Origin of the sequence: Methanosarcina mazei S-6, from assembly GCF_000970205.1 — an archaeon.
Taxonomy (GTDB): domain Archaea; phylum Halobacteriota; class Methanosarcinia; order Methanosarcinales; family Methanosarcinaceae; genus Methanosarcina; species Methanosarcina mazei.
The window spans coordinates 3,147,930-3,169,376 of record NZ_CP009512.1; the positions used below are offsets into that span (position 1 = coordinate 3,147,930).

The 21,447-nt window shown below is 41.2% G+C and carries 20 protein-coding genes and 3 tRNA genes; 7 read left to right on the forward strand and 16 right to left on the reverse strand.

From position 1 onward, the window contains the following. Window positions 1-352 precede the first annotated feature (352 nt). Window positions 353-1,288: a peptidoglycan-binding domain-containing protein gene (locus tag MSMAS_RS13390; protein ID WP_015412357.1), complete on the forward strand. Its 936-nt coding sequence runs from the start codon at window positions 353-355 to the stop codon at window positions 1,286-1,288. A gap of 25 nt (window positions 1,289-1,313) precedes the next feature. On the opposite strand, the gene MSMAS_RS13395 is transcribed toward MSMAS_RS13390, so the two are convergent. The 5 genes from MSMAS_RS13395 to MSMAS_RS13415 all read right to left on the reverse strand — a co-directional run bounded on the left by MSMAS_RS13395 (window position 1,314) and on the right by MSMAS_RS13415 (window position 6,473). Then, window positions 1,314-1,835 carry an SRPBCC family protein gene (locus MSMAS_RS13395; protein WP_214023815.1) on the reverse strand — a complete coding sequence of 174 codons (522 nt, stop codon included), beginning with the start codon at window positions 1,833-1,835 and terminating at the stop codon, window positions 1,314-1,316. Between the two features lie 261 nt (window positions 1,836-2,096). Beyond that, a complete protein-coding gene (locus tag MSMAS_RS13400; protein WP_011034103.1) occupies window positions 2,097-2,582 on the reverse strand; it encodes a hydrogenase maturation protease in 486 nt (161 codons plus the stop codon). Window positions 2,583-2,700: 118 nt separating this feature from the next. Beyond that, window positions 2,701-3,513 carry a cytochrome b gene (locus MSMAS_RS13405; RefSeq protein WP_011034102.1) on the reverse strand — a complete coding sequence of 271 codons (813 nt, stop codon included), beginning with the start codon at window positions 3,511-3,513 and terminating at the stop codon, window positions 2,701-2,703. Window positions 3,514-3,538: 25 nt separating this feature from the next. Beyond that, window positions 3,539-5,314, reverse strand: coding sequence for a nickel-dependent hydrogenase large subunit (locus MSMAS_RS13410; RefSeq protein ID WP_011034101.1), 1,776 nt, complete (start codon window positions 5,312-5,314; stop codon window positions 3,539-3,541). 7 nt (window positions 5,315-5,321) lie between these two features. Next, the gene (locus MSMAS_RS13415) at window positions 5,322-6,473 is read right to left on the reverse strand and encodes a hydrogenase small subunit (protein WP_226987584.1); all 1,152 of its coding nucleotides are present in this window, start codon (window positions 6,471-6,473) and stop codon (window positions 5,322-5,324) included. A gap of 1,237 nt (window positions 6,474-7,710) precedes the next feature. Here MSMAS_RS13415 and MSMAS_RS13420 point away from each other — a divergent pair. The 4 genes from MSMAS_RS13420 (at window position 7,711) to MSMAS_RS13435 (ending at window position 10,443) form a co-directional block, all read left to right on the forward strand. Beyond that, a complete protein-coding gene (locus MSMAS_RS13420; protein WP_011034095.1) occupies window positions 7,711-7,971 on the forward strand; it encodes a HypC/HybG/HupF family hydrogenase formation chaperone in 261 nt (86 codons plus the stop codon). 295 nt (window positions 7,972-8,266) lie between these two features. Then, on the forward strand, window positions 8,267-8,938 hold the full coding sequence (gene hypB, locus MSMAS_RS13425; protein ID WP_048037164.1) for a hydrogenase nickel incorporation protein HypB: 672 nt from the start codon (window positions 8,267-8,269) through the stop codon (window positions 8,936-8,938). Window positions 8,939-9,410: 472 nt separating this feature from the next. Continuing rightward, the gene (locus MSMAS_RS13430; RefSeq protein ID WP_048037169.1) at window positions 9,411-9,758 is read left to right on the forward strand and encodes a hypothetical protein; all 348 of its coding nucleotides are present in this window, start codon (window positions 9,411-9,413) and stop codon (window positions 9,756-9,758) included. A gap of 139 nt (window positions 9,759-9,897) precedes the next feature. Beyond that, window positions 9,898-10,443, forward strand: coding sequence for a gamma carbonic anhydrase family protein (locus MSMAS_RS13435; RefSeq protein ID WP_015412345.1), 546 nt, complete (start codon window positions 9,898-9,900; stop codon window positions 10,441-10,443). Window positions 10,444-11,046: 603 nt separating this feature from the next. Here the strand turns inward: MSMAS_RS13435 and MSMAS_RS13440 are convergent. Next, window positions 11,047-11,499 (reverse strand): hypothetical protein, encoded by a 453-nt coding sequence (locus tag MSMAS_RS13440; RefSeq protein ID WP_050035528.1) that lies wholly within the window; start codon window positions 11,497-11,499, stop codon window positions 11,047-11,049. An 817-nt stretch (window positions 11,500-12,316) separates the two neighbouring features. On the opposite strand from MSMAS_RS13440, the gene MSMAS_RS13445 reads away from it, so the two are divergent. After that, the gene (locus MSMAS_RS13445; RefSeq protein WP_050035529.1) at window positions 12,317-13,777 is read left to right on the forward strand and encodes an Ig-like domain repeat protein; all 1,461 of its coding nucleotides are present in this window, start codon (window positions 12,317-12,319) and stop codon (window positions 13,775-13,777) included. 647 nt (window positions 13,778-14,424) lie between these two features. Here MSMAS_RS13445 and MSMAS_RS13450 read toward each other — a convergent pair. The 10 genes from MSMAS_RS13450 to MSMAS_RS13495 form a co-directional block, all read right to left on the reverse strand. Then, a tRNA-Leu gene (locus MSMAS_RS13450) sits at window positions 14,425-14,509 on the reverse strand. A gap of 91 nt (window positions 14,510-14,600) precedes the next feature. Next, window positions 14,601-14,688: transfer RNA gene (locus MSMAS_RS13455), tRNA-Leu, on the reverse strand. A gap of 241 nt (window positions 14,689-14,929) precedes the next feature. Then, window positions 14,930-15,730: a DNA-directed RNA polymerase subunit D gene (locus MSMAS_RS13460; protein WP_011034089.1), complete on the reverse strand. Its 801-nt coding sequence runs from the start codon at window positions 15,728-15,730 to the stop codon at window positions 14,930-14,932. 72 nt (window positions 15,731-15,802) lie between these two features. Then, window positions 15,803-16,183 carry a 30S ribosomal protein S11 gene (locus tag MSMAS_RS13465; protein ID WP_011034088.1) on the reverse strand — a complete coding sequence of 127 codons (381 nt, stop codon included), beginning with the start codon at window positions 16,181-16,183 and terminating at the stop codon, window positions 15,803-15,805. 2 nt (window positions 16,184-16,185) lie between these two features. Beyond that, window positions 16,186-16,845 carry a 30S ribosomal protein S4 gene (locus MSMAS_RS13470; RefSeq protein WP_011034087.1) on the reverse strand — a complete coding sequence of 220 codons (660 nt, stop codon included), beginning with the start codon at window positions 16,843-16,845 and terminating at the stop codon, window positions 16,186-16,188. A gap of 21 nt (window positions 16,846-16,866) precedes the next feature. Beyond that, window positions 16,867-17,355 (reverse strand): 30S ribosomal protein S13, encoded by a 489-nt coding sequence (locus tag MSMAS_RS13475; RefSeq protein ID WP_011034086.1) that lies wholly within the window; start codon window positions 17,353-17,355, stop codon window positions 16,867-16,869. A 287-nt stretch (window positions 17,356-17,642) separates the two neighbouring features. After that, window positions 17,643-17,725, reverse strand: a tRNA-Ser gene (locus tag MSMAS_RS13480). Between the two features lie 119 nt (window positions 17,726-17,844). Beyond that, window positions 17,845-18,861 carry an RNA-guided pseudouridylation complex pseudouridine synthase subunit Cbf5 gene (locus MSMAS_RS13485; RefSeq protein WP_015412340.1) on the reverse strand — a complete coding sequence of 339 codons (1,017 nt, stop codon included), beginning with the start codon at window positions 18,859-18,861 and terminating at the stop codon, window positions 17,845-17,847. A 178-nt stretch (window positions 18,862-19,039) separates the two neighbouring features. Then, window positions 19,040-19,582, reverse strand: a complete 543-nt coding sequence (cmk, locus tag MSMAS_RS13490) for a (d)CMP kinase (protein ID WP_015412339.1) — start codon at window positions 19,580-19,582, stop codon at window positions 19,040-19,042. Further along, window positions 19,582-20,202: a DUF106 domain-containing protein gene (locus tag MSMAS_RS13495; RefSeq protein WP_011034083.1), complete on the reverse strand. Its 621-nt coding sequence runs from the start codon at window positions 20,200-20,202 to the stop codon at window positions 19,582-19,584. The genes cmk and MSMAS_RS13495 overlap by 1 nt, the downstream gene beginning before the upstream one ends. Window positions 20,203-20,747: 545 nt before the next feature. Here MSMAS_RS13495 and MSMAS_RS13500 point away from each other — a divergent pair. Further along, the gene (locus tag MSMAS_RS13500) at window positions 20,748-21,293 is read left to right on the forward strand and encodes an LbetaH domain-containing protein (RefSeq protein ID WP_048037816.1); all 546 of its coding nucleotides are present in this window, start codon (window positions 20,748-20,750) and stop codon (window positions 21,291-21,293) included. The last annotated feature ends 154 nt before the right edge of the window (window positions 21,294-21,447 follow it).

The window sequence follows — 21,447 nt, forward strand, 5'->3', positions numbered from 1 at the left end:
AAATAGAATATAATAAAACATAGGTCCTATTATATTAAAAGACTATTACGGCTTTGGAGAACCTTCTAAACTCTAACAAATAAAAATGACCAGAATATATTTTTAAGGACCATTCAGGAAATAGTTAAGAATATTAAAATAGTTCAGTTTTTTAAAACATACTAAAATAGTCAGGTTACATTAAAAATAAATATACATTTAAAAGAAATATAGTTTTTCTAAAGATTTATATATTTAAATAACCAGTTTATATATTGAAATTTTAATTTTGTATTTGCGGCACATCATATAAAAAACGGAACGCGCTGCAGAGTATATGGACTAGAATTATGAAGAATGTGGGGGATAGAAAATGACTATCGGGGATGGTCACGATTTAAAATCATCTAGATTCGCAGGTGATGAGGTTTTAGAGGCCTGTTTAGATAAAGAAAGGGTCCTGCGCAGAGGAGATAGCGGCCCGGCGGTAAAGAAAATACAGGAAGCTCTCATATTTCTGGAGATCCCTGTACCCGGTGCCGGAGCTAATGGGATATTTGGGGACGAAACTGAACTGGCTGTCAGAAGCTACCAGGAAGCTAGAGGACTCAAGGTTGATGGGGTAATAGGTTCAGAGACAATAGGAAGTCTGGATGAAGAATTCCCCGGTGTGGTGGAAAAGACTCCGGTTTCATCGGCTACGGAGCCATACGTGTCTGAAGTTCCAACTCCCCTGAAACCCAGGCCTCCTGTTAAACCGCCAAGGGCGTCTCCGGTTGAACCGGTAAAGGCACCTGAAGTCCCGCCAGTAAAGGCACCTCGAGCTCCAAAGGTGGGAGTACCTCCATTAAAAATAAAAATACCCCAGCCTCCGGGAGTGCCAACAGTTGAACCTCCGATTATGACGACACAGGCAGTTCCGCTTGAACAAACACCAGACCGTGTGACCAGGCCTATAACTCCGCCTGTAACCCGGCTACCTCATACGGTTGATAGTCGGGGGCGCAAATTCCATGCTGCAGGAACATGGAAAGGCGATAAATCTTCTTTTGGAGCTGAGGCTGGAAAATCAATACGTCTTGAGGTAAAGAACCTGAAATCCAAAGAGTCAAACGTCATAATAAAAACAAACATGGGAGAAGTAAAAGAATCCGTGCTTTTACCTGGCAAACTTGTAGACTTCGAATTTGTTGAAATAGATAAAGAGCCTTTTATATGGAGATTTTACATTGAGACAGATAGTAAAGATTCTCTAATCGAGTGGAAACTCTACAGCAACTGGGTTCCAGGAGATTCTGATAATCCCTGAAAGGTAGAAAAAACCCTTTCCTTTTTTACTTTTCCTTTTCAGAACGTTCTTTAAGCGCCCGGTTCATCTCTTCAAAACTGTTCCTGGTAACTGCAAGTATTGAGGTAAAAAAAGGAACCAGTAACCCGTTAAATTTCTCGTGCTGAATAAAAAGAACCTGATTTTCATTCAGAGGCTCAATGATAAAGCAGTGTTCGCCGTCAAATATCCCGGGGACATAAAGATGCCCTGACCAGCGTAATTCCTTTTCAGGCTTCACAGCAAGAACGTCCGGGTGAAGCGTCATCCTGCGATTGCCCAGATGCATTTGAGCTGAAATCCTGTTGCCCGGTTTGACAACCCCGTCGATCTTACGAATAAATGGATTCCACTGCTGATATGCCTCAAAATCAATAAGTACCTCCCATACCCTGGAAGCCGGTGCGTTAATAGCAATTTCGGTATGGATTTCTTTCCGGATAATTGATCTGTTCAGACCAAGAATTATATAAAGAACAGATGCAAGAAAGAAAGCTCTAAATATCCTGCGAAGATCCAGATATGGAATCTTTACACCCCTTTCTAGTTATACCTTCTATTTATACATAAATTCCATGCATTCTATTTAAGAGAACTTCTTTTAAGGATACGATTACGGACAACAAGGTAAATCTGAAGTATCAATTAAAAAGAGGATAAATGCAAAGTACAGAAAGGAAAAGTAAAATAAATCAAAAAAATTAAAGACAGATCAGAAAAATTAAAGACAGACCAGAAAAATTAAAGACAAAACGGAAAAATTAAAGATAAAACAGAAAGAAATAAAAAATTAAAGTGAGGATGAGACCTCTTTTCTGATAAGCCTTATAGCCTTATCAACGCCTTTAAACACATCCGGGCTTATTTCCCTGGTAATTTCAGTGGCTCTGGATCCGATTTCAATTCCTATTACCACAATTTCCGGCAGAGTCTGAACCTGCTCCCCAATCATCAATACATCTGTAATGGTCAGATCATGTACTGAGATCAGAGGGAGAAATTCGGCGTTTTTTAGCAGATCCCTGCCTTCAATGCGGTGTACGGAACCCGCAGGGCTGCCCGCCAGAATTGCGTCCACTATGATGACCTTTCTGGCACCATCGAGAAGATTTAGCAGATCAAGCCCGCAGACTCCTGCATCTTCGATGTCAAGACCTTCAAGCTCTTTAAACTCTTCTTTTTTAAGGATCTCGATAACTTTCAGACCAACGCCGTCATTTCCCATAATAGGGCTTCCGAAACCCAGGATACGGATAGGAGAATGCAATATAGTCATACTCTCACCATTACGAAACTGAATATATGTATTTTTATTCATTTTGATATGTTTGGATGTCTATACCGCATTTTCCTGTATCCGCACATTTTCCGGGATTTCATGAATATTTCATGAATTATTCTTTTACTTCCGAGGGTTTATCGGACGGGTCCCGCCATAGTTCCCTGTCAGGCAGGTGATTTGGATTGTTTCTTGCAACCTCTACAAAGTGCCTGTCTGAGAGGTCTTCTTTTCCTGACCAGAATATGGCTTTGTAGTACTTCCAGACACGAGGATCAAACTCGAGAATTCCCACATGAACCACCAGTTCAAAGATAAACCAGTATGTCATCAGCAGGTGAAGAACCCTCAGGAACCCTACAGGAGTCATTCCGAATGTGGGTGCGATCATGCCAGATATTGAAATGATCCACTGTGCTACCGGAAGACCAAAGAGTGACCAGTCAAGCTTGTACAGGACGATTCCTGACACCGTAATTAAGAAGAGTGCTAATCCTTCGAGTGGAATCAGGATCTTCATTAAGGGGTGAAGTTTGGTCTTGTAGTGGCCAGTCTTTTCATCATAGACAGTGAATGCAGGGTATTCGCCTTTCCCAAAGAAGTTTTTAATTATGCCTACCAGGCGAGCTAAATCTTTAGGACCAAAGATGTAATGGTCTACGAAATGCGATATTTTTCCCATTAACCCGTGCCCTTCGGAAAAGATATTGTATGGTATAAGTATCCAGTTTACTGCAAGCAGGAACGGGACCGCAATCATGTGCAGTGTACGTGCTGTATGGAAGCTCATAAACTCCCATCCAGCGTATATCTTTAACCCGGTGATGATGAGCACTATCATCGCGATAGCATGTACCGTATGAGCTATCCTGTCCGTTATGGTATAGCGCTCAACAACCATCGTTTTCGGGTTGTTGTTAGATTTCATCGTGGGTCATCTCCCTGTACTGTACTTAGAGTATCCTTAGAGTATTTGGAGCGCATTTCCCTGTAAGGTCTATTGTGTGGACTGCGCATGAAATGCACGGGTCGTATGACCTGCCCATGTGGAATATTCCAACTGGATTTGTGTAATCTACCTCTCCAACCGGGTTAATTTTTGAGCCGATAAGAGACTGTTCAAGCGGTCCAGGTATTCCATTGCTGTCCCTTGGAGACATCAACCATGAACCCGGAACTATGCACTGGTAGTTTGCAACCTTGCCACTTCCGTTTGTAGAAATCCAGTGACCAAGAGCTCCACGTGGCGCTTCCCACAGGCCCATTCCCTGACTGTCTTTAGCTGCATTGAAGTCAAGAGGCACGGAAATCTTTCCCCCGGGTTCGTAGTCAACAGTAACCCAGTTGAGAAGCTCATATGCGAGAATTGCGGTTTCCTGCATGCGAGCCAGCATCCTTGTATAAACATTAGCTGGCGAATATCCATTTTCAGCCAGTGCCAGAGCAAGTCCTGTTACAAGCGGCTCTTTTATGTTCAGCATGCGTGCAAGAGGCCCGACTTCACCTGCAATTCCGTCATATCTCGGAGCCTTGTCCCAGCTGTACTGGCTGTCCGATCCTCCTGTGTATACGATTTTCTCAGGATCTGTGAATGGAACTGTTTCACCTTTTACTGGCGGGAGGTCGTTTACACTGTTCTGGTAGAATGAGTGTGCCGTACTCTCTGTGATCTTGTCCGGATCAAATTTCAGGTATTCCAGGTTTCCTGATACCACGCCTGATGTGAAAATCCTGTCTCCTGCCGGGCTCCTCGGGTCGTATCCGTCTGTTGGCTTGTAATACCCTCCGTATGCAACGAAGCATATCTTTGAGGGGTCCTGGTACCCTCCGATAGTATCATGTTTCAGGCTTGCCGGAAGGCCAAGAAGTTTCTCTCCTACCAGTTCCGAACCAAAGGCTGCATAGAACTCTACATCTCCCCATCCTGCTTCTTTTGAGAAGTCGTTGGAAGATGTTGACTTGTTGATAAGGTCAGTCAGGTGTTCGGTAACGAAGTTTACCGCTTTCGTAGGGGAGCTTGCCTTGTATGTATTTTCGATCCATGTATTGAAATCAACTTTCAGAGTATGTGCAGATACGAAGTCCATTACCTGCAGATAGTATGTTGACAGTTTTGTAATATCTGCAACAGTTGCCGGGTATGTGTATCCTCCCGGATACAGGGATGATGGACCTGGCATTCTTCCTGCAATAAGTGCAATCATTTCCTGAAGGCGTTTCTTTTCAGGAATTGCTGCCATGTATGAACTTCCTGCAGGTATAGCCGCACCGTCCATCTTGTAGCTTATAGGTGCAAACCTTCCAAGCATTTCATCCCAGACTGCGCTTCCCGTGTCTCCGAGTGGTGTAAGGACCTTTTTGTATGCCGGGTTTGCAAGGTCAGGTCCAAACAGGACATATATATGAGTCGCATGGCTTGCCACCATGTTAAGTCCCTGGAAAATATTCCTCATAACAAGAGCATCTTTTGGGACATGTTCAGCCACGCCATACAATTCATCAAGTGCGTTTGTTGCTGTTAACCCATGAGAAAGCGGGCATACTCCACAAATCCTCTGTGTAAGAAAAGCTGCGTCTCTCGGGTCCTGGTGCTGCAGTATGCGTTCAAATCCCCTGAATATAAGGGACGATGACTGTGCATCTGTAATAACACCGTTTGCATCTACTTCTGTTGAAATTCTCTGGTGTCCTTCAATTCTGGTTAAGGGATCAACTGTAACGTTTACCATTTTTCACTCACTCTCCTTTTCCCATTCTCCTTACTGCATGCACACCTGCAGCAACTGCGGCTGCCCCTACAGCTACCTTTGCTACTGTGTCAATATTTGCCCCTACAATTCCCTTGTCTTCCGCTTCAACATACAGAGGCCTTGACGCATCCGGAAAACCCGGGTCTACACAGTTAATGCACGGTCCTCCTGCCTGTGTACACATGCTTACCGATCCGTTCCATCTTCTAATTCCACAGTCTGCATGTGCATACGGAGCTTTGCATCCCAGTTTCCAGAGGCACTTTTCTCCTCCTACTTCTTCGTCAAACTCTCCTCTGTCATAGTACCCGCGGCGTGGGCAGTTTTCATGCACTGTGTGGTCCGGCGGGAAGAACAGCTTCGGCCTTCCGTATTGGTCCAGAGCTGCTGGCAGGTCGTCCGGTATCTTTATTTTTCCAAGTATTACCGCACCCAGTGTCAGGAGTATCCAGTCAGGGTGAGCAGGGCAGCCCGGTATGTTAATTACCGGCTTGTCAATTCCAAGTTCCTTGAGCATGCCTTTTGATGCATCGGTCTTTTTGAAAGCAACTCCTCTGTAGTCTGTCTCCTTTTCAATATCGCTGTCTGCAGAGGTAATTCCTCCCCAGCATGCACATGCACCGACTGCAACTATTGCATTTGCGTTCTCTGCAGCCTCTCCTAGTGTCTCCTTGAACGTTTTGTTCCCTATAACCAGGTATCTTCCTGATCCGTCCGGACCGTTGGGGATTGATCCCTCAACGACCAGGATGTAATTTCCTTCTTTGTAAAGGTCTTCAAGTAAAATCTCTGAGTTAAGCTCTGAGGTGTTTACAAGCTCACCATCATTCCATATTCCCTGCTGCATACAGAGCGTCTCATGGTAAGCAAGGTTTACATTGAGTTTTGTCAGAGCCTGTGCAACATCAGGATTGCCTCCGTTTAAAAGAGATTCTGAACATCCGGTGCATTCTGAACCGTGTATCCAGATCAGTTTTGTCTCTGCAAACTCAAGCGCATTTACAATCTCTGTTTGATAGGTGCCAAGAAATGCAGTTGCACCCAGAGCGCTTACCGCCTTCATGAAGGTGCGGCGGTCCATTTTTAAGAAATCCATACTCTCAAGTGTACGGGTAAGGTTTTTCATTCCAGTACTCATCTCTACCACATCTTGATTTTACCCAAAATATATGTCGAAAGGGGCTTTAGATTAATCTAACTGTAACTATATAAATGCATATATAAATATACTGATAATGTTTTGAATGAGGGAATAGTATTTAAGGATTTTTACACAAGTAGGTTAATATATTAATCAAGAGATAGAATATATTAAATAAACATAAATATATATAAATATATCGAAAATGAGAATACGTGTTGAGATACCTTACTAATCAGCAAAATAAATTTTAGTAAAATTGATTGACTATAAAAACAAAAGCAAAAATTAAAATCTGTCACTGCAGAAATTCACACTCTAAAATGGCAAACTAAATATGAAAAAATAGCCAAAATATAGATAATTTTATAATTAAAAGCACAAAAAAAATTCAAAAATAATAAATTATTTTTTACGACTTTGTGAATTGATGTTTGAATTATAAATAAACCAGAGTATAGAGCCATAATTAAAAATATATTCAAATCCTGGTTTTTATCGGGTAATTTAAAACCTGCCCCTCCTGAAAGTCCTGATAAAGTCCCTGAAAAAATGTCAGAAAAGGTTAGAAACTCAGATAAAAAAGAATTTTAAATCTAAAAACAATCAGGAAGTAACATAAAAAGAAAGTTACTAATCACAGACAAGAAAACAAAAATCATCTTAAAAACAGTGAAATACAGCTTAAAATAATGATTTATAGCTTTATATAGACAAAAAGATGGTAGAGAAAGGATTAATATAAGTTATAAAGTAAAGATAAGGAAACAAAAAGGATATAAAATAGAACTATATTATCAGCTGAAATAAAATTTCTGGAATATGTACTTTTACAAAACACCGGATTAATAACCGAATTAATAAATCCAGAAACAATCATCCTGATTAAATATGCCAGACCAATTCTCGCTTATTAACCAGTTTTCGTTAGATATTAGCATTACAATACTTATCTTTTTTACAAATATGAAATAAATTCTTAAAGATATAAAACAGACCAGAACTTAATTCTATAAATATTAAATCAGACATCAGTTAAATACAAATTAAAATATCAATTACCATATTGATAAAATAAACCTTAAGCATAAGTCGAATACTATTAATAGAGCGGAAAAGATCAAATAGCTAGAGATTGCACAAAATCAATTCTCTTAAATGATTTTTTTATAAAAACCTCTAAAATATCGAATTTTGAAAAATGAAATTTGGAAAAGAAAACGGTAGATATAATATGTGTATAGCAATTCCTGGTAAAATGACGGCTATTGTGGATGAAAACACAGCAACTATTGACATGGGCGGGATCTGCAGAGATGTAAATATGGCACTTATGGGAGGTGCCGAGGAATCCATGATTGGAAAGCATTTCCTCGTCCATGTTGGATATGCGATATCTGAGATTTCGGAAGAGGAAAGTGAAGAAACCATGCGCCTTCTCAAGATTATGGCCGGTCTCGAAGAAATTGACTCCTTTGAAAACGAATCTCAGTGAAAGTTGATACTGGCAAAAGGAAAGTACATCCTTTTCAAATCACTCTCAAAAGATATTCACTAAAAATCTCAAGCGTCCACAACGGATCTCACTCAAAAATACTTATATGAATAGCCTTTAGCTTCTCAAAGTTAATTCAATTTAATTTAAGTTAATTTAATTTAAGTTAATTTAATTTAATTTAAGTTAATTTAATTTAAGTTAATTCAATTTAATTTAAGTTAATTCATTTAAGTTAATAATAAATATCGAATTCCGATCAAGATAATAAGCAACCCTGGTGATGTTTATGTTAATGCATGTAATCCATATGGGACATGATGTTTACAAGGCAAATGACAAAATTGCCGAAAAGAACAGGAAAACTCTTGACAAACACGGTGTCTTCTCAGTAAATGTTATGGGAGCAATAGGTTCAGGAAAGACCACTTTGATTGAAGAGGCTATCAGGCACCTTAAGGATAAATACAGAATAGCCGTTGTTGCAGGCGATGTTATTGCAGAGATGGACGCTTCCCGTTTTAGAAAGCTGGATGTTCCGACAATCCCTGTAAATACCGGAAAAGAGTGCCACCTGGATGCGAAGCTTGTAGAAAAGGCTCTGGGTGAGATAGACCTTGATAACACGGATCTCCTGATTATTGAGAATGTAGGCAACCTGATCTGCCCTGTGGACTTCAAGCTGGGAGAACACCTGCGGGTTGTGGTTGTGAGCGTCACGGAAGGAGACGACATTATCCTCAAGCACCCCATGATTTTCAAGACTTCAGAGCTTGCTGTCATAAACAAGGTTGATATTGCACATGCAGTTGATGTTGATTCCGAAAAGATGAGGGACGACATCCTTTCCTTAAACCCTGAAGTGCCGGTGATCCTTACATCGAAACACGACTGGGAAAGCCTTGAAACATGGATAGGTTTCATCGAGCTCGGACTCACCAGAGCAAAGGAAGCTCAGAAAAAGTAAGGCAGATGAAAGACAAGTAAAATGAAGAGCCTGGAATAGGTCAAGCCTGGAATAAGTTAAATCAAGAATAGACCATTTATCTGTTCTCTTCCTTTTCTTCTTCCCTGGACAGGCCTCCCTCATTCGAGCATTGGAGGAAAGACCCTGTAAAGAGATTAGACCTGTACGGGTAAAAGATATTTTCGTGATTTAACTCTTTTTAGCCCCTTAAGAAAAGTCCGCTCCGTACCTTCCAAATCATATCTTCCAGATTAGTCTTTTTTGAGTTTAGCTTATACTCTTTATGAATTAGGCCTCTTGAGCGAGCGGAGAAAGCGAAAAGGACACTATCCTCCTGGGAAGAACCTCGAGGAGTGAAAAGGACACCATCATCACGAGAAAGAGCACGAGCAACATAAATTAATTAAGGCAGTGATGGGAAATAAGTATACAATTAAAAGTCATATGCTGATCGATAGTAAGGAGCCACAGCGTGAAACTGGACCCTATTGTGGAAGAAGAACTCTTGCGCTCAATACCGGTATATTTTGTTTCTTTTTTAGCCATTGGAGCATTGAATTATACAGGCTATATCTCAATAGATGGCCTTGCGGCTTTCTTCCTGGCTTTTGTGCTAACAGCAATACATTTTGTGCTCATGCTAAGGTACAGGAAAAAGGAATATCTGACAGACCCTTCAATCAGTTCAATAATAGACCACATGCTCAAGCGAGAAAAGCCTGAAAAAAAGAATGCAGAATATACAGAAGTAGGGACAAACTTCCGCCCTGTTCTGATAATACTTGTTATCACATATCTCATTTATCGTTATGCAGCCTGAATCAGGAGCTATTTTTGAAGCATGCAGAAATAAGTGGGGAAAACAATGTGTAGCAGAAGCTAAAATTAAGAAATAACATAAACAATACGCATAAAGAAACGATAAAGAAAAGATAAAGCTTGAGAAGTGGAGGATAAAGATGATAATGAGATTTAAAGGGATGAGTCCCAGAATTGCTGAGACGGCTTTCGTTGCGGATTCTGCGGACATAATAGGAGATGTTGAGGTAGGGAGCCATTCAAGCATATGGTTTAATGCAGTAATCAGGGGAGACCAGAACAAAATAGAGATCGGCAACAGGACAAGCATCCAGGACGGCGTTATTATCCATGCAGACCCTGAAAATGGGGTTCAGGTTGGGGACAACGTGTCTGTAGGGCACGGGGCTGTTCTGCACGGGTGTAAAATAGAGGAGAATGTAATAATAGGCATGAATTCGACTGTGCTGAACGGGGCAGAGATAGGGAAAAACTCAATTGTCGGTGCAAACGCGCTTGTGCCCCAGGGGAAGAAGTTCCCGCCTAACAGCCTTATTATTGGGGTCCCGGGTGCGGTAAAAAGGGAAACGAACGAGGAAGATATTGAGGCTATACAGGAAAATGCTGAAGAGTATGTTGAGATGGCAGAAGAGTATAGAGAAGAGATAAAGAGATATGCTTTCACAAAATCAAGTTCAATGACCTGAATCGTAGCCGATTGCCTGAATTCTGGTAGCACCATTCCGGGTGAGAAGCAACACGAAATATATATCTGATGCATAATCTTGGTATTCAAATCTGGCAAGCATCTAACTGACATGGACTTGATCTGAACATATTTCGTAACAATTCAGAGTATAGTTATACTCTCACTTTCATTTTTTATAAAAAATGAGGTTTTGCTATTATCCACCAAATTCCTTTATTTTCAATAATATTCAATAGAAATAAGTCTTTTACAAAAAAAATTATCTAAAGCCAGTTAAAATCAATTTAACACAATTTTATGTAAATAAATTCCATTAAAGAGGTTATTAATCTTGTGATATTGGAAAACCCCCAGTTTAAATTATCAATACATAATTAATATGTATAGTTTTATGCAATTTGCTATAGCAAATCATACCAAATATGATTTTTCTAAAAATACATATTGCTATTTAAGTTCTCTTCATGGGTTCAGTATTCAATACCATTTAATGTCAATATTTTTAAGGTATTTGATGTATTTTTTGACAAAATAAATGATTATGTGCCATTTTTCTTCTTTTAGAGAATTTTTATCAATTTTGGCAAAACCTCAAATACTTTCAATCTAATCCGTTTAGAAATATGCTTATCCAAAATATCGCAAGAACTACTGCAATGATAAGAGAATCAAACTGCTCTTTTGATGCATAATACCCTTCTAGTCCGCCAATAATTGCCAAACTTCCAAAATAAGTAAAAATGTCGAGAATCCGCTCTGTTTCAGGAACATTTCCAGCAATAAATGAATTTAGATGTAATTCGTAGAACAAACATAATATTGGTACCGTTCCAACTATAACAGATCCTATTCGATCTTTTGTCTGCAATCCGTAAAAGATAGGGGCTAGTGGGTATACAAATATACTGATCAGTACCATAAGAACTTCAAAAAGTTCCGGTAATATGTGAAAAATATCAAAAATAAACACCGATAGTGCAAAGATGTGAATCAATGCAGATACAAGTAATGGTACAATTACTGATCGAATCACTTTTATCTTCATTTTTTCCATAATAACATAACCATTGCAGTCAAAATCAACAAGCAGGTTAATTTTTACTCATGATTTTCTAACTTATAAAGACGTGTACTAAGAGAACAAACATTTTGAATTATACATCTCATCACAAAGTTGCCCCGAATAAAATTTTTGAGAAAGTATTACTGATATTTTTCATTGAATTTTTTCAATTTTTTTACTAACCAAATGAGCTATTAGAAGTATAGCGAAAAGATTAATTATTTTTTGACATTTTAGATGTACTCCTACATTTAGGCAAATGCTAACATTATTAAAATAATTACTGTTTTAGGCACTCAATTTTAGTTTCTAATGAGTTCCAAGATTTGAAAGAAAAACGAAGTCAGGACAAACAAGAGAGAAAACAAGAAAAAACATATAAACTTTTGAGATATAGAAAAAAGTCCAGATGCGAGGGAAGCGATTCGAACGCACGAACTCCTACGAGACCAGGCTCTCAACCCTGAGCCTTTGAACTGGCTTGAGCAACCCTTTACTTATAACGTTATCAGTCCTCTTTTAATGCCTCATTATGACCCTATAAATCTCCTGTTATTACTTCACTCATAATTTAGAATGACTATTAATGAATAACCGAGTTTCTGACAATTATTTCTACTATGATTATTTAAACGGATCAGAATTCATTGATTTAAAACATATATAGAAACATACATATCGCATAAATTAACCAATTAGCACAAAAACTCAACTATTTTAAACTATGGATTAAGTATCCGAATATTAATTACAAAAATATTATATTAAATTAGATATCCAGGTGTTACATAGAGAGGCGAGGAAATAAATGAAAAAAGAAAATAAAACATATTCCCTACTTTTGGCTTCAACTATTATTCTCTTATTTTTAATTCTTTTTTCATTTATAGAACCGGTATCCTCTTTACAAAGTGGCTCGTCTGCTGAATATGCATATGTTCCAAATGAGAAAACCAATGATGTTTCGGTAATTAACACAACAACTAATAAGGTAATCTCCACTGTGCCTGTAGGGAATAATCCTGTAGGAGTTGCAGTCAATCATGATGGAACAAGGGTATATGTAACAAACTATGGCAATGACAATGATCTTGGATACACTTTCTCTATTATCAACACAGGTACCGACGAGGTTACAACAAGGCTTGTAGACGAAGGCAAAGGAATCAAACCTTTTGGAGTTGCGATAGCTAAAGATGAAACGCTATATGTTTCAAGCTATGTGACCGAAAAGGTTTACGCAATTAACCCTATAAACAATACTATTTTCGAGATCGATGTAGGACCTAAACCTTTTGGAGTTGCAATCACACCTGATGGAAAATGGGTGTACGTGGCAAATAGTGGCAATAATACTGTCTCCGTAATCGATACGACTGCAAACAATGTTATAGACACTGTGAAGGTAGGAACCAGCCCTTATGGAGTTGCGGTTTCACCGGATGGGAAAAAAGTATATGTAACTAACCAAGGTAGCGACAATATCTCTGTAATCGATACAGTTACAAACAATGTTACAGCCACTGTGAAAGTAGTAAAATATCCCGCCGGTGTTGCAGTTACTCCTGATGGAACAAAGGTATACGTGGCAAACCATTGCAAATACGTTGGCACTGTCTCTGTAATTAATACAACCATAAATATGGTCACCGAAAATATAATTGTAGATGAGAATCCCTGTGGAGTTTCGATCGCACAAGATGGAAAGTGGGTGTATGTAACAACTGCAGGTAGCGAAAACGATTCTGGCAGTGTCTCTGTAATTAACACCACAACTAACACTGTTCTCCCCAGCAGAGTGTTTGTAGGAAATCGTCCTTCTGGTATAGGCCAGTTTATAGGTTCTTTTCAAGAATCCAGAGTAGAAACCACAACTTCCATATCTTCTTCATTCGATCAATATCTAATTCAATCTTTAATTGGAAAACCTATAACGCTTATAGCTAAAGTAAATACAACATCGCAAGGAACAAAACACCCTTCAGGCAAAATTATTTTCATGGAAGGATCAACCCCTATAGAAAATGGAATTAAAGACTTAACAGATGGACAGGCAACTTTGGATACTTCGTCTCTTCCATTTGGTTCGCACATTATAAGAGCAAGGTATACAGGTGATACAGATATTAGACCCAGTACATCACCTCCTTTCCAGTTAACGATCGGCTCCAATGCATTTTGGCCACAAATCTTTTCTGGTAGTATTCTTGCATTATTCGGAGGTATTGTTACAATATTTGTAGCAGCAATAACGAAAAAATATCTGTGATTGAAATTTCTGTACTATTCAAAATACTAGAAGCTTTTTACCTGCTTTCGGCAGATTGACATTAAAAATAAAAATATTTTTCACGGTGCCGTTTTAGCAAATTAACTACTATAGATCAGGTTAAAAGCTGTTAACGTGTGGATAAATTCCACAACAAATATAAATACTGAAAAATACTGAACAAATTTTCATTGAAATTTAGTATGATAAATTGTTAATTTTCATATGTAAAATTGTTAATTTTCATATGTAAACCTATAAACTATAGGTAATTATGGAACATAATTTCAAAATCGCAATCAAATAAAATACCAAAATTAAATATTGGTATGCCTAAAGAAGATTTTAGTGTAACAGCAAACTCAGTCTGAAAAACCTTGTAATTTAACTTTGAACTCAAAGGCAAATGAATCACATGCTGAGCTCATCTCAAAACCAATTTTATTCTCAAATAATGAAAGTTTCAGAATTATAGCTCATGATTCGAAAATCGATTGAGTATCATGAGTTCGAGATTTTGAGGAGCAATTTTGAGTTTTAGGATCAACTCGTTATTAAATCGAAACAAAAGGATTGGCAGTAATTTTTCTGTAAAATTACAAGAAAAAATAACATAAACTTCTGATAGATATAGAAAAAAGTCTGGATGCGAGGGATGGGATTCGAACCCACGAATTCCTACGAAACTAGGCCCTCAACCTAGCGCCTTTGACCTGGCTGGGCAACCCTCGCATTTCGATTAAGCAAATGAATTGGCTTTAATGATTTTAAAAATTTTTTTATTAAAATACATTGATTTTAAGTTAAACAGAATTAAGAAATCTGGTGCGAGGGATGGGATTCGAACCCACGAACTCCTACAAGACTAGGCCCTCAACCTAGCGCCTTTGACCTGGCTGGGCAACCCTCGCATCGTGTTTTCCTGTGAATTATGGCGCGCCTTGCGCCCTGCACTTCCTCACAATATCATGGATAATATATAAACGTTTCGAGTCATGAGTGGCGCTGACAATAATTGCCGAAAGATCCTGCAATAAAAGAAATGGTCTCGGAAGTAATCATGTAAAGAAAATCCTCTGTGCAGAGAGTTTTCCGGAACCAGAAAATAGGCTCCGAAAAAATCGGTTTGAACTCTCTGGTTTAACCAGGGGTTCAGAGCTGGTCCAGAATTGCCAGAAGTTCCTCGGCTTTACCTTTAATGACGTTTGCGGCATTAATGGTAAGGTCTTTAGCAGTATATGAACCATCGGACTCCATGGTAAAAACAAAAGCGTTTTCGTAGAAGTCCACTTTTATAGCGTTAATGTCACATACCTGTTCACAGAGCCTGCAGAGGGAACATTTTATAAGGTCGTCCTCAGCAATCCTTGCTCCTGCTTCTTCAACCCGGATAATGCCTTTAGGGCATTCTGCCGCACAGTGTCCGCAGGCATCGCAGTTCTCAATGGTTATAACAGGTACGTTCTTGTAGCCACAGGCAACGCCTGCCTGCCATTTTACGCTGTCTCTGCCGTAGCCCATATGGGCAATAGCCTCGAGCACGAGCTTCTGTCCCTTTTTCAGCTCAACAATCGGGATATTAGGATCTGCCGGCTGGATCTTGGGATCAGAAGAGATAAGGTCACGCGAATAAACGGTACCAGGACCTTCTGCACTGAGGGTTAAGGAGACCTCGCAGGCAGGGCAGCCTTCTCCTCCGCAGACCTCACACTCAGCCTGAGGCATATACGTCTCTATATCCGTTACAAGCGGGATTAAGGAGAGACGGAGAGCCAGCTGTTCATCATAGAGCACGGAGGTATTGTCGTAAAGGTTTACATACTCGATTGCAAGAGTGGGTACATCGGCGATCATGGCACGCCGTACGCCGTTAGCAAAAGCCATGCTTACCCGGGACAGCACAAACTTTGCAGATCTGTCCGATAACTCCAGAATGTCTACTTCCATCGTCATATACCTTAATTCCCCTGAATTTTGAACACATTAAAAAAAGAGAATTTTGAAGAATTCTCTGAACAATTTTTATTATACACGCCTTCCGCCTTTTGGACGGGTTCCGTCGTGCGGGACAGGAGTCACGTCCTCGATCCTGCCAATACGGATTCCTGCTCTTGCAAAAGCTCTGATTGCAGCCTGTGCGCCGGGTCCAGGGCTTCTCTGCTTGTTTCCTCCGGGAGCTCTCACACGGATGTGGATCCCGTTAATGCCCTTGTCCCTGAGCTGGTCAGCAAGCTGGCCTGCCATCTGCATGGCAGTGTAAGGAGAGCTTTCATCCCTGGCAGCCTTTACCACCATACCACCAGAGGACTTGGCAATAGTTTCAGCCCCGGTGATATCTGTTACTGTAATAATTGTGTTATTAAATGAGGATTTGATGTGAGCTACAGCCCATTTCATATCTGCCATGTTTATCTCCTCCCGCCTCTCTTCTTCCTGCCGCCGCCTCTCTCAGGAGGTCTTTCTCTTGCCTGCTTCGCCTCGGCAGCAGCCTTAAGGGTTGTTGCACTGTCTGCAAGGAAGGATGCGACCTGGACAGGCCTTTCAGAGTGGGACTCACTCATAAGAGGAGAACTTCCATAGTATCCTATATGCATCTCGTCTTCTTTTGAGACCAGCATTCCCGGAATTGTAGCTTTTCTGCCGTTAATTGCAATGTGGCCATGGGTAATGAACTGGCGTGCCTGAATAACAGTCCTTGCAAGCCCGAGGCGGAGAACCTGGGTCTGGAGCCTCCTTTCAAGGATGTTTTCGGTCTTTAAAGAGAGAATATCGTCAACGTTGGCGTCAGCTTTTATAATGCCATAGCGGATGAGCTTGGAAAGAATTTCTTCGGACTGGGTTGCGTAGTGCCCCTCAAGTTCCCCTTCCTGTCCTCCGGAAGCTACCTGTGCAAGAAGTTTCCTTGCTTCGGACCTGTACATCCTGAGCATACTTGCTGCTTTCCAGACTTCCTTTTTGTTTCTGAGGCCGTATGCCTTCACGAGCTGGACTTCAGCAGCCATCCTGGCTTCCTGCCAGGGGTGCCTAGGAGTCTCGTAACTTTTACTTTTTTTACCTGGATATGCCATTTCAAATCACCAACCGAAAAATTACTTCTTCCTGCTCACACCGACAGTTGACCCGCGGCGGCCTGTGGATTTTGTCCTCTGCCCTCTGACCTTAAGGCCTCTCTCGTGCCTGAGTCCTCTGTAAGCACGGACCTTCTTCAGGTTGTTAATATCTTCCCTGAATGTCAGCAGGATGTCTGTTCCGAGCAGGTGCTTGTCCTGTCCGGTGGTGAGGTCTTTCTGCCTGTTAAGCATCCAGCTAGGGACAATCTCTTCGAATTTTCCGATTGCAGCGTCGAGTTTGGCTACTTCCTCGTCCGGAAGGTATCCAAGTGTAGCAGTGGGGTCAACACCTGCGCCCTTAGCAATAAGGATTGCAGTGCGTCTCCCGATTCCGGGAAGACCTGTAAGAGCATACTCTACGGGCTTTGCCCCCTTCAGGTCGGTATTCATAATCCGAACAAGATGCCTTAGTTCTTCGTTGTTATTTTCTTCTGCCATATACTTCCTCCATTGGAGTGCATGCAGCATCCTGTAGCCCCTGACCGAATACCCATTAAGAATACGCGAGTAATTCAGGAGCAGCTCTCATAGGAGCTTCTTTACAGCATATACTGATGAGTTCCTTTACATGCAGCTGCCAGTATATAAGGATATCTGCGTTTATCCCCCCCTAAAAGCGAATGCCGTCAGGATAAAAAGCTGGTATGGGAGACAAATTAACGCAGGAATAAATGTAGAAAATAATTGAAGTGATACAGAAAATATCTAAAGAAATTCTGAAAAATTTTATGTGATATCAAAATAAGAAAACATGACGCCGAGGGGGAGATTCGAACTCCCGAGGGGCTAAGCCCCACAAGCTTTCCAGGCTTGCGCCCTACCACTAGACTACCTCGGCACAGAGCGTATGGCACGACTTATACCATAACGGAATAGTGATATATAAATCTTATTCTAGGAAAGAATGAGAAAGAAAGAAGAGAGAACTTTAAAAGAGATATTGAGAAATTTGAAAGGTCAGAACTGTACCTTTTCTTCTTTTTTAGTCCAGCCTCTTGGATAAGTTCCTGCTTCCATAAGTACACGGATGGGAGAAGCTGCAATACCCGCAGAGGCTTTGAGGATCTCCTCAGTGGTCATTTTAGCCTTTGCAAGAGCAACAAGTTCCCCTTTTAAAGTAAATAGCCCTGTGAGTTCTCCTTCAGCCAGATTAGAGTCGAGACCTGTAATACCAGGGACTGCCAGGGAAGCTCCTGAACAGATAGCATCCACTGCACTGTCCCGCAGGATAATTTTGGGGAGGTGGGATACGGCGGATTCCATCGGCCTTATAACCCTTCTCAATTCAGACTCGTCCCCGTCTTCCTTCCAGAAAACATAAGCATCCTTCAGTTCGTGGAGGGTAATAAGCGTCTTTTCCGTAAACGGACCTGCTTTGGTCCTGCGGAGCCCCTGCATATGTCCGCCGCAGCCCAGAGCGAGCCCTATATCGTGGCAGAGTTTCCGGATATAAGTCCCTGCTTCACACCCAACACGGAAGAGCACAGACGTACCCTCGATCTCAAGCACTTCCAGATAGTAGATTGTCCTTACCCTTATAACGCGCTTAACAGCGGACTTGATAGGGGGCATCTGGTAAATAGGGCCAGTAAACTCCTCACATACCTGGCGGACCAGCTTCTGGGGCATAGCCCTGTGAAGCTTCAAATGGCAGATGTACTCTTTTCCCGAGAGGCGCAGGGCTGGCACGGCAAGGGTAGCTTTTCCGAGCAGTGTTGGCAGAAGACCTGTAACCTTAGGGTCAAGAGAGCCTGCGTGTCCTGCCGTGTGTACGCCAAGGATGGCTTTTACCCAGGCTGCAACTTCATGGCTTGTAGGTCCTCTGGGCTTGTCAATATTCACAACTCCCTTCTCAATATATTCATGGATGGGGCGCTTTTCCGGAGGACAGCCGTAGGCTGGATTTGTCCAGGCGCCGGACTTCCGGACAAGGGTTCTTTCAACTTCTGATGGCAGTTTGCCGGCGGATGACATGGTAATTTTAAACTCCTGGGTATGGTATATTCAATTAGCGATCTGTGACCAGTATGTGTTTATAAGGCTTCAGAATAACGGATGTCCCCCTGTTCACACAAGATAATATCCGTGTTCGGAAGATAAAAACCCGCGCTGATGTAAAACCTGTTTAAACTCCCTCTGGGGCCGGTGAAAGTCACTCAGGCCCGACAAGAGCGTCAATAGCGACCCTCAGGATATCAAGAGTCTGGTACTGGTTCCATTTTTCAGAATCAATGACAATATCATAAATAGACAGGTCAGTAATATCAATCCCATAATAATTCTTATACCGGAGGGTTTCGGACCGTTCCCTTTCAACCGTTTTTTTCAGTTCTTCATCAAATGAGATCGTTTTCTCGCGCCTCTGGATACGCTTTACCCTGGTCAACAGGGGGGCTTTTATCCAGATTTTAATCACATCAGATCTTCCCTGAGCCATATGGCCTGCAAGCCGACTTTCAAGAATAATATTCTCCCGGCTGTGAATAATAGCTTTCTGGTTTTTGTCAATATCAAGGTCAATGGAAGGGTCTCTCTCAGCCAGGGCTCCGAACTCAGCCAGGCTCATCCCTCTTTCTCTAGCCATTCTTCGGAAAATTTCCCCCGAAGAAATCAGCTCGAGGTCATAACACTCAGCAAGGAGCTTTGAGAGAGTGGAAGTGCCGCTTCCTGGAAGCCCGCTCACTGTGATCTGCATCAGACCCCACCGATATTAAGGGCTTTCCTGACAAGCTGGCTGACTCCAAGAGAGGAGATGAAGTACCAGTAGATCCAGTGCTGGAAAGGACCAATAGCTGAAGTGGTTAGAAGCTGCTCACCCCAGAAAGGAAAGACCATGGTAGCCGCTTCGTGCCCGCTGATGAAATAATAAGCCCACATGAAGAGAGGCAGGGAGATAATACTTATATAAGCCATGGGCTTGAACTGCTGCTTGGACATCTTCATCTGGTCTTCCATCATCTCTTTACGCTGGTCTTCAAGTTTTTTCAGCATATATGTATTCTGAGAAAGCTGTGCCTCCCGGAACTCTTTCTGGAAAACCTTCATGCGCTCCTGAGTATTCCTCATCAGGTCCCAGTCCATGGTATATTTCTGGATAAGGGATGCATAAATGGCAGTGATGGCAGCCATGACTAAAAGGATCAGATGGAAGTTCTGCTCCCCGACCAGCATGAGAACGGGGTCCATAAAGATCCCTACTGCTTCTCCTACAGCCTGCCTGAATTCCTGCCCAAGGAGCATTATCCCGAACATAAGGGAAAAACCGAAAGCCAGAAGGAAACGGTCAATTTGCTTTTTTAATGTCTCTGTAACCAAGTTGTCCTCACCATTAAGGTTCGATAGATTTAATTTAAATTGTTTCAAGCGGGAGAGTATTACCGGATGAGCTTGAACGAATAAATCCCGAAAATGATTTGATAACAATAAGCCCGAAGTGATTAAATTAGCCGTAAACCAGCCATAATCCGGCGCATAAATTGCTCAATGAGTCAGCTCATGATGAATGAGCTATTTAAGACATCATACAGGGTTTTCTGTTAATAAGTTTCGATGTATATATAAGTTATACTATTCGGAAATATTATATCAGGTTCATGCTGCAAATGCCTTTTATTCCTGTTTCTTATGCGAACATTGTTTCTGACATTATCTGAGAAATTGTATTCCTTTTCCGGTTTCCAAAAAATTCCTGAATAATTTTTTAAAAATTAAGACCAAAACATAGCTTTAAATAAGTTATCATAATTTATCATAAAAAGAATCGAGATACAGGACATGGAGCCTGACCTGGGAGAACCATAGCAGATTTATAGAAATGATCCGCTAGAAAGCGCTTTCAGGTATCAAAAAGGAGTTTAGAAATGCACCTTCCAAACCCCCATAAACAGCACCCGAAAGTCAGTAAAAGGGCATGGATATCAGAAACTGCAGTAATAATCGGAAATGTGAGTATTGCAGATGATGTGTTCGTAGGCCCAAACGCGGTTCTCAGGGCAGATGAGCCCGGGTCATCCATAACAGTTCAGAGCGGCAGCAATGTACAGGACAATGTTGTTGTCCATTCCCTCTCACACTCAGAAGTCCACATAGGCAAAAATACATCTCTTGCCCACGGGTGCATTGTACACGGGCCCTGCAGGATAGAAGAAAACTGCTTTATAGGGTTTGGAGCAGTGGTGTTTGACTGCAATATAGGGAAAGATACTCTTGTCCTCCACAGGTCCGTAGTCCGCGGAGTAAATATTTCTTCGGGCAAAGTGGTACCTGACGGGAGTGTGGTTACAGGCCAGGGATGCGCTGACACCCTTGAAGGAACCACAAAAGACCTTAATGAGTTTAAAAGGTCCGTAGTCAGGGCAAATGTTGACCTCGTAGAGGGATATATCAGGCTTGTAGAGGAAAGCTGAAAACAAAGGGATGCAAACTCTCCGAAACTGTCAAAAACAGAATAATATCATGAACCGAATGGAAATTTCCGGAGACATTCAGGAATCCATGATGAAAGAAAAAGAGTAAGAAGGAAAAGAGTAAGAAGGAAAAGAGTAAGAAGGAAAAGAGTAA

Coding starts and splice junctions, on each gene's coding strand:
- MSMAS_RS13440 (WP_050035528.1), bottom strand. CDS start 11,499: ATGGAAAAAATGAAGATAAAAGTGATTCGATCAGTAATTGTACCATTA.
- MSMAS_RS13475 (WP_011034086.1), bottom strand. CDS start 17,355: ATGCTGCATGCACTCCAATGGAGGAAGTATATGGCAGAAGAAAATAAC.
- MSMAS_RS13405 (WP_011034102.1), bottom strand. CDS start 3,513: ATGAAATCTAACAACAACCCGAAAACGATGGTTGTTGAGCGCTATACC.
- MSMAS_RS13460 (WP_011034089.1), bottom strand. CDS start 15,730: ATGACGATGGAAGTAGACATTCTGGAGTTATCGGACAGATCTGCAAAG.
- MSMAS_RS13485 (WP_015412340.1), bottom strand. CDS start 18,861: ATGTCATCCGCCGGCAAACTGCCATCAGAAGTTGAAAGAACCCTTGTC.
- MSMAS_RS13500 (WP_048037816.1), top strand. CDS start 20,748: ATGCACCTTCCAAACCCCCATAAACAGCACCCGAAAGTCAGTAAAAGG.
- MSMAS_RS13470 (WP_011034087.1), bottom strand. CDS start 16,845: ATGGCATATCCAGGTAAAAAAAGTAAAAGTTACGAGACTCCTAGGCAC.
- MSMAS_RS13465 (WP_011034088.1), bottom strand. CDS start 16,183: ATGGCAGATATGAAATGGGCTGTAGCTCACATCAAATCCTCATTTAAT.
- hypB (WP_048037164.1), top strand. CDS start 8,267: ATGCATGTAATCCATATGGGACATGATGTTTACAAGGCAAATGACAAA.
- MSMAS_RS13410 (WP_011034101.1), bottom strand. CDS start 5,314: ATGGTAAACGTTACAGTTGATCCCTTAACCAGAATTGAAGGACACCAG.
- MSMAS_RS13435 (WP_015412345.1), top strand. CDS start 9,898: ATGATAATGAGATTTAAAGGGATGAGTCCCAGAATTGCTGAGACGGCT.
- MSMAS_RS13390 (WP_015412357.1), top strand. CDS start 353: ATGACTATCGGGGATGGTCACGATTTAAAATCATCTAGATTCGCAGGT.
- MSMAS_RS13400 (WP_011034103.1), bottom strand. CDS start 2,582: ATGACTATATTGCATTCTCCTATCCGTATCCTGGGTTTCGGAAGCCCT.
- MSMAS_RS13415 (WP_226987584.1), bottom strand. CDS start 6,473: ATGAGTACTGGAATGAAAAACCTTACCCGTACACTTGAGAGTATGGAT.
- MSMAS_RS13420 (WP_011034095.1), top strand. CDS start 7,711: ATGTGTATAGCAATTCCTGGTAAAATGACGGCTATTGTGGATGAAAAC.
- cmk (WP_015412339.1), bottom strand. CDS start 19,582: ATGCAGATCACAGTGAGCGGGCTTCCAGGAAGCGGCACTTCCACTCTC.
- MSMAS_RS13445 (WP_050035529.1), top strand. CDS start 12,317: ATGAAAAAAGAAAATAAAACATATTCCCTACTTTTGGCTTCAACTATT.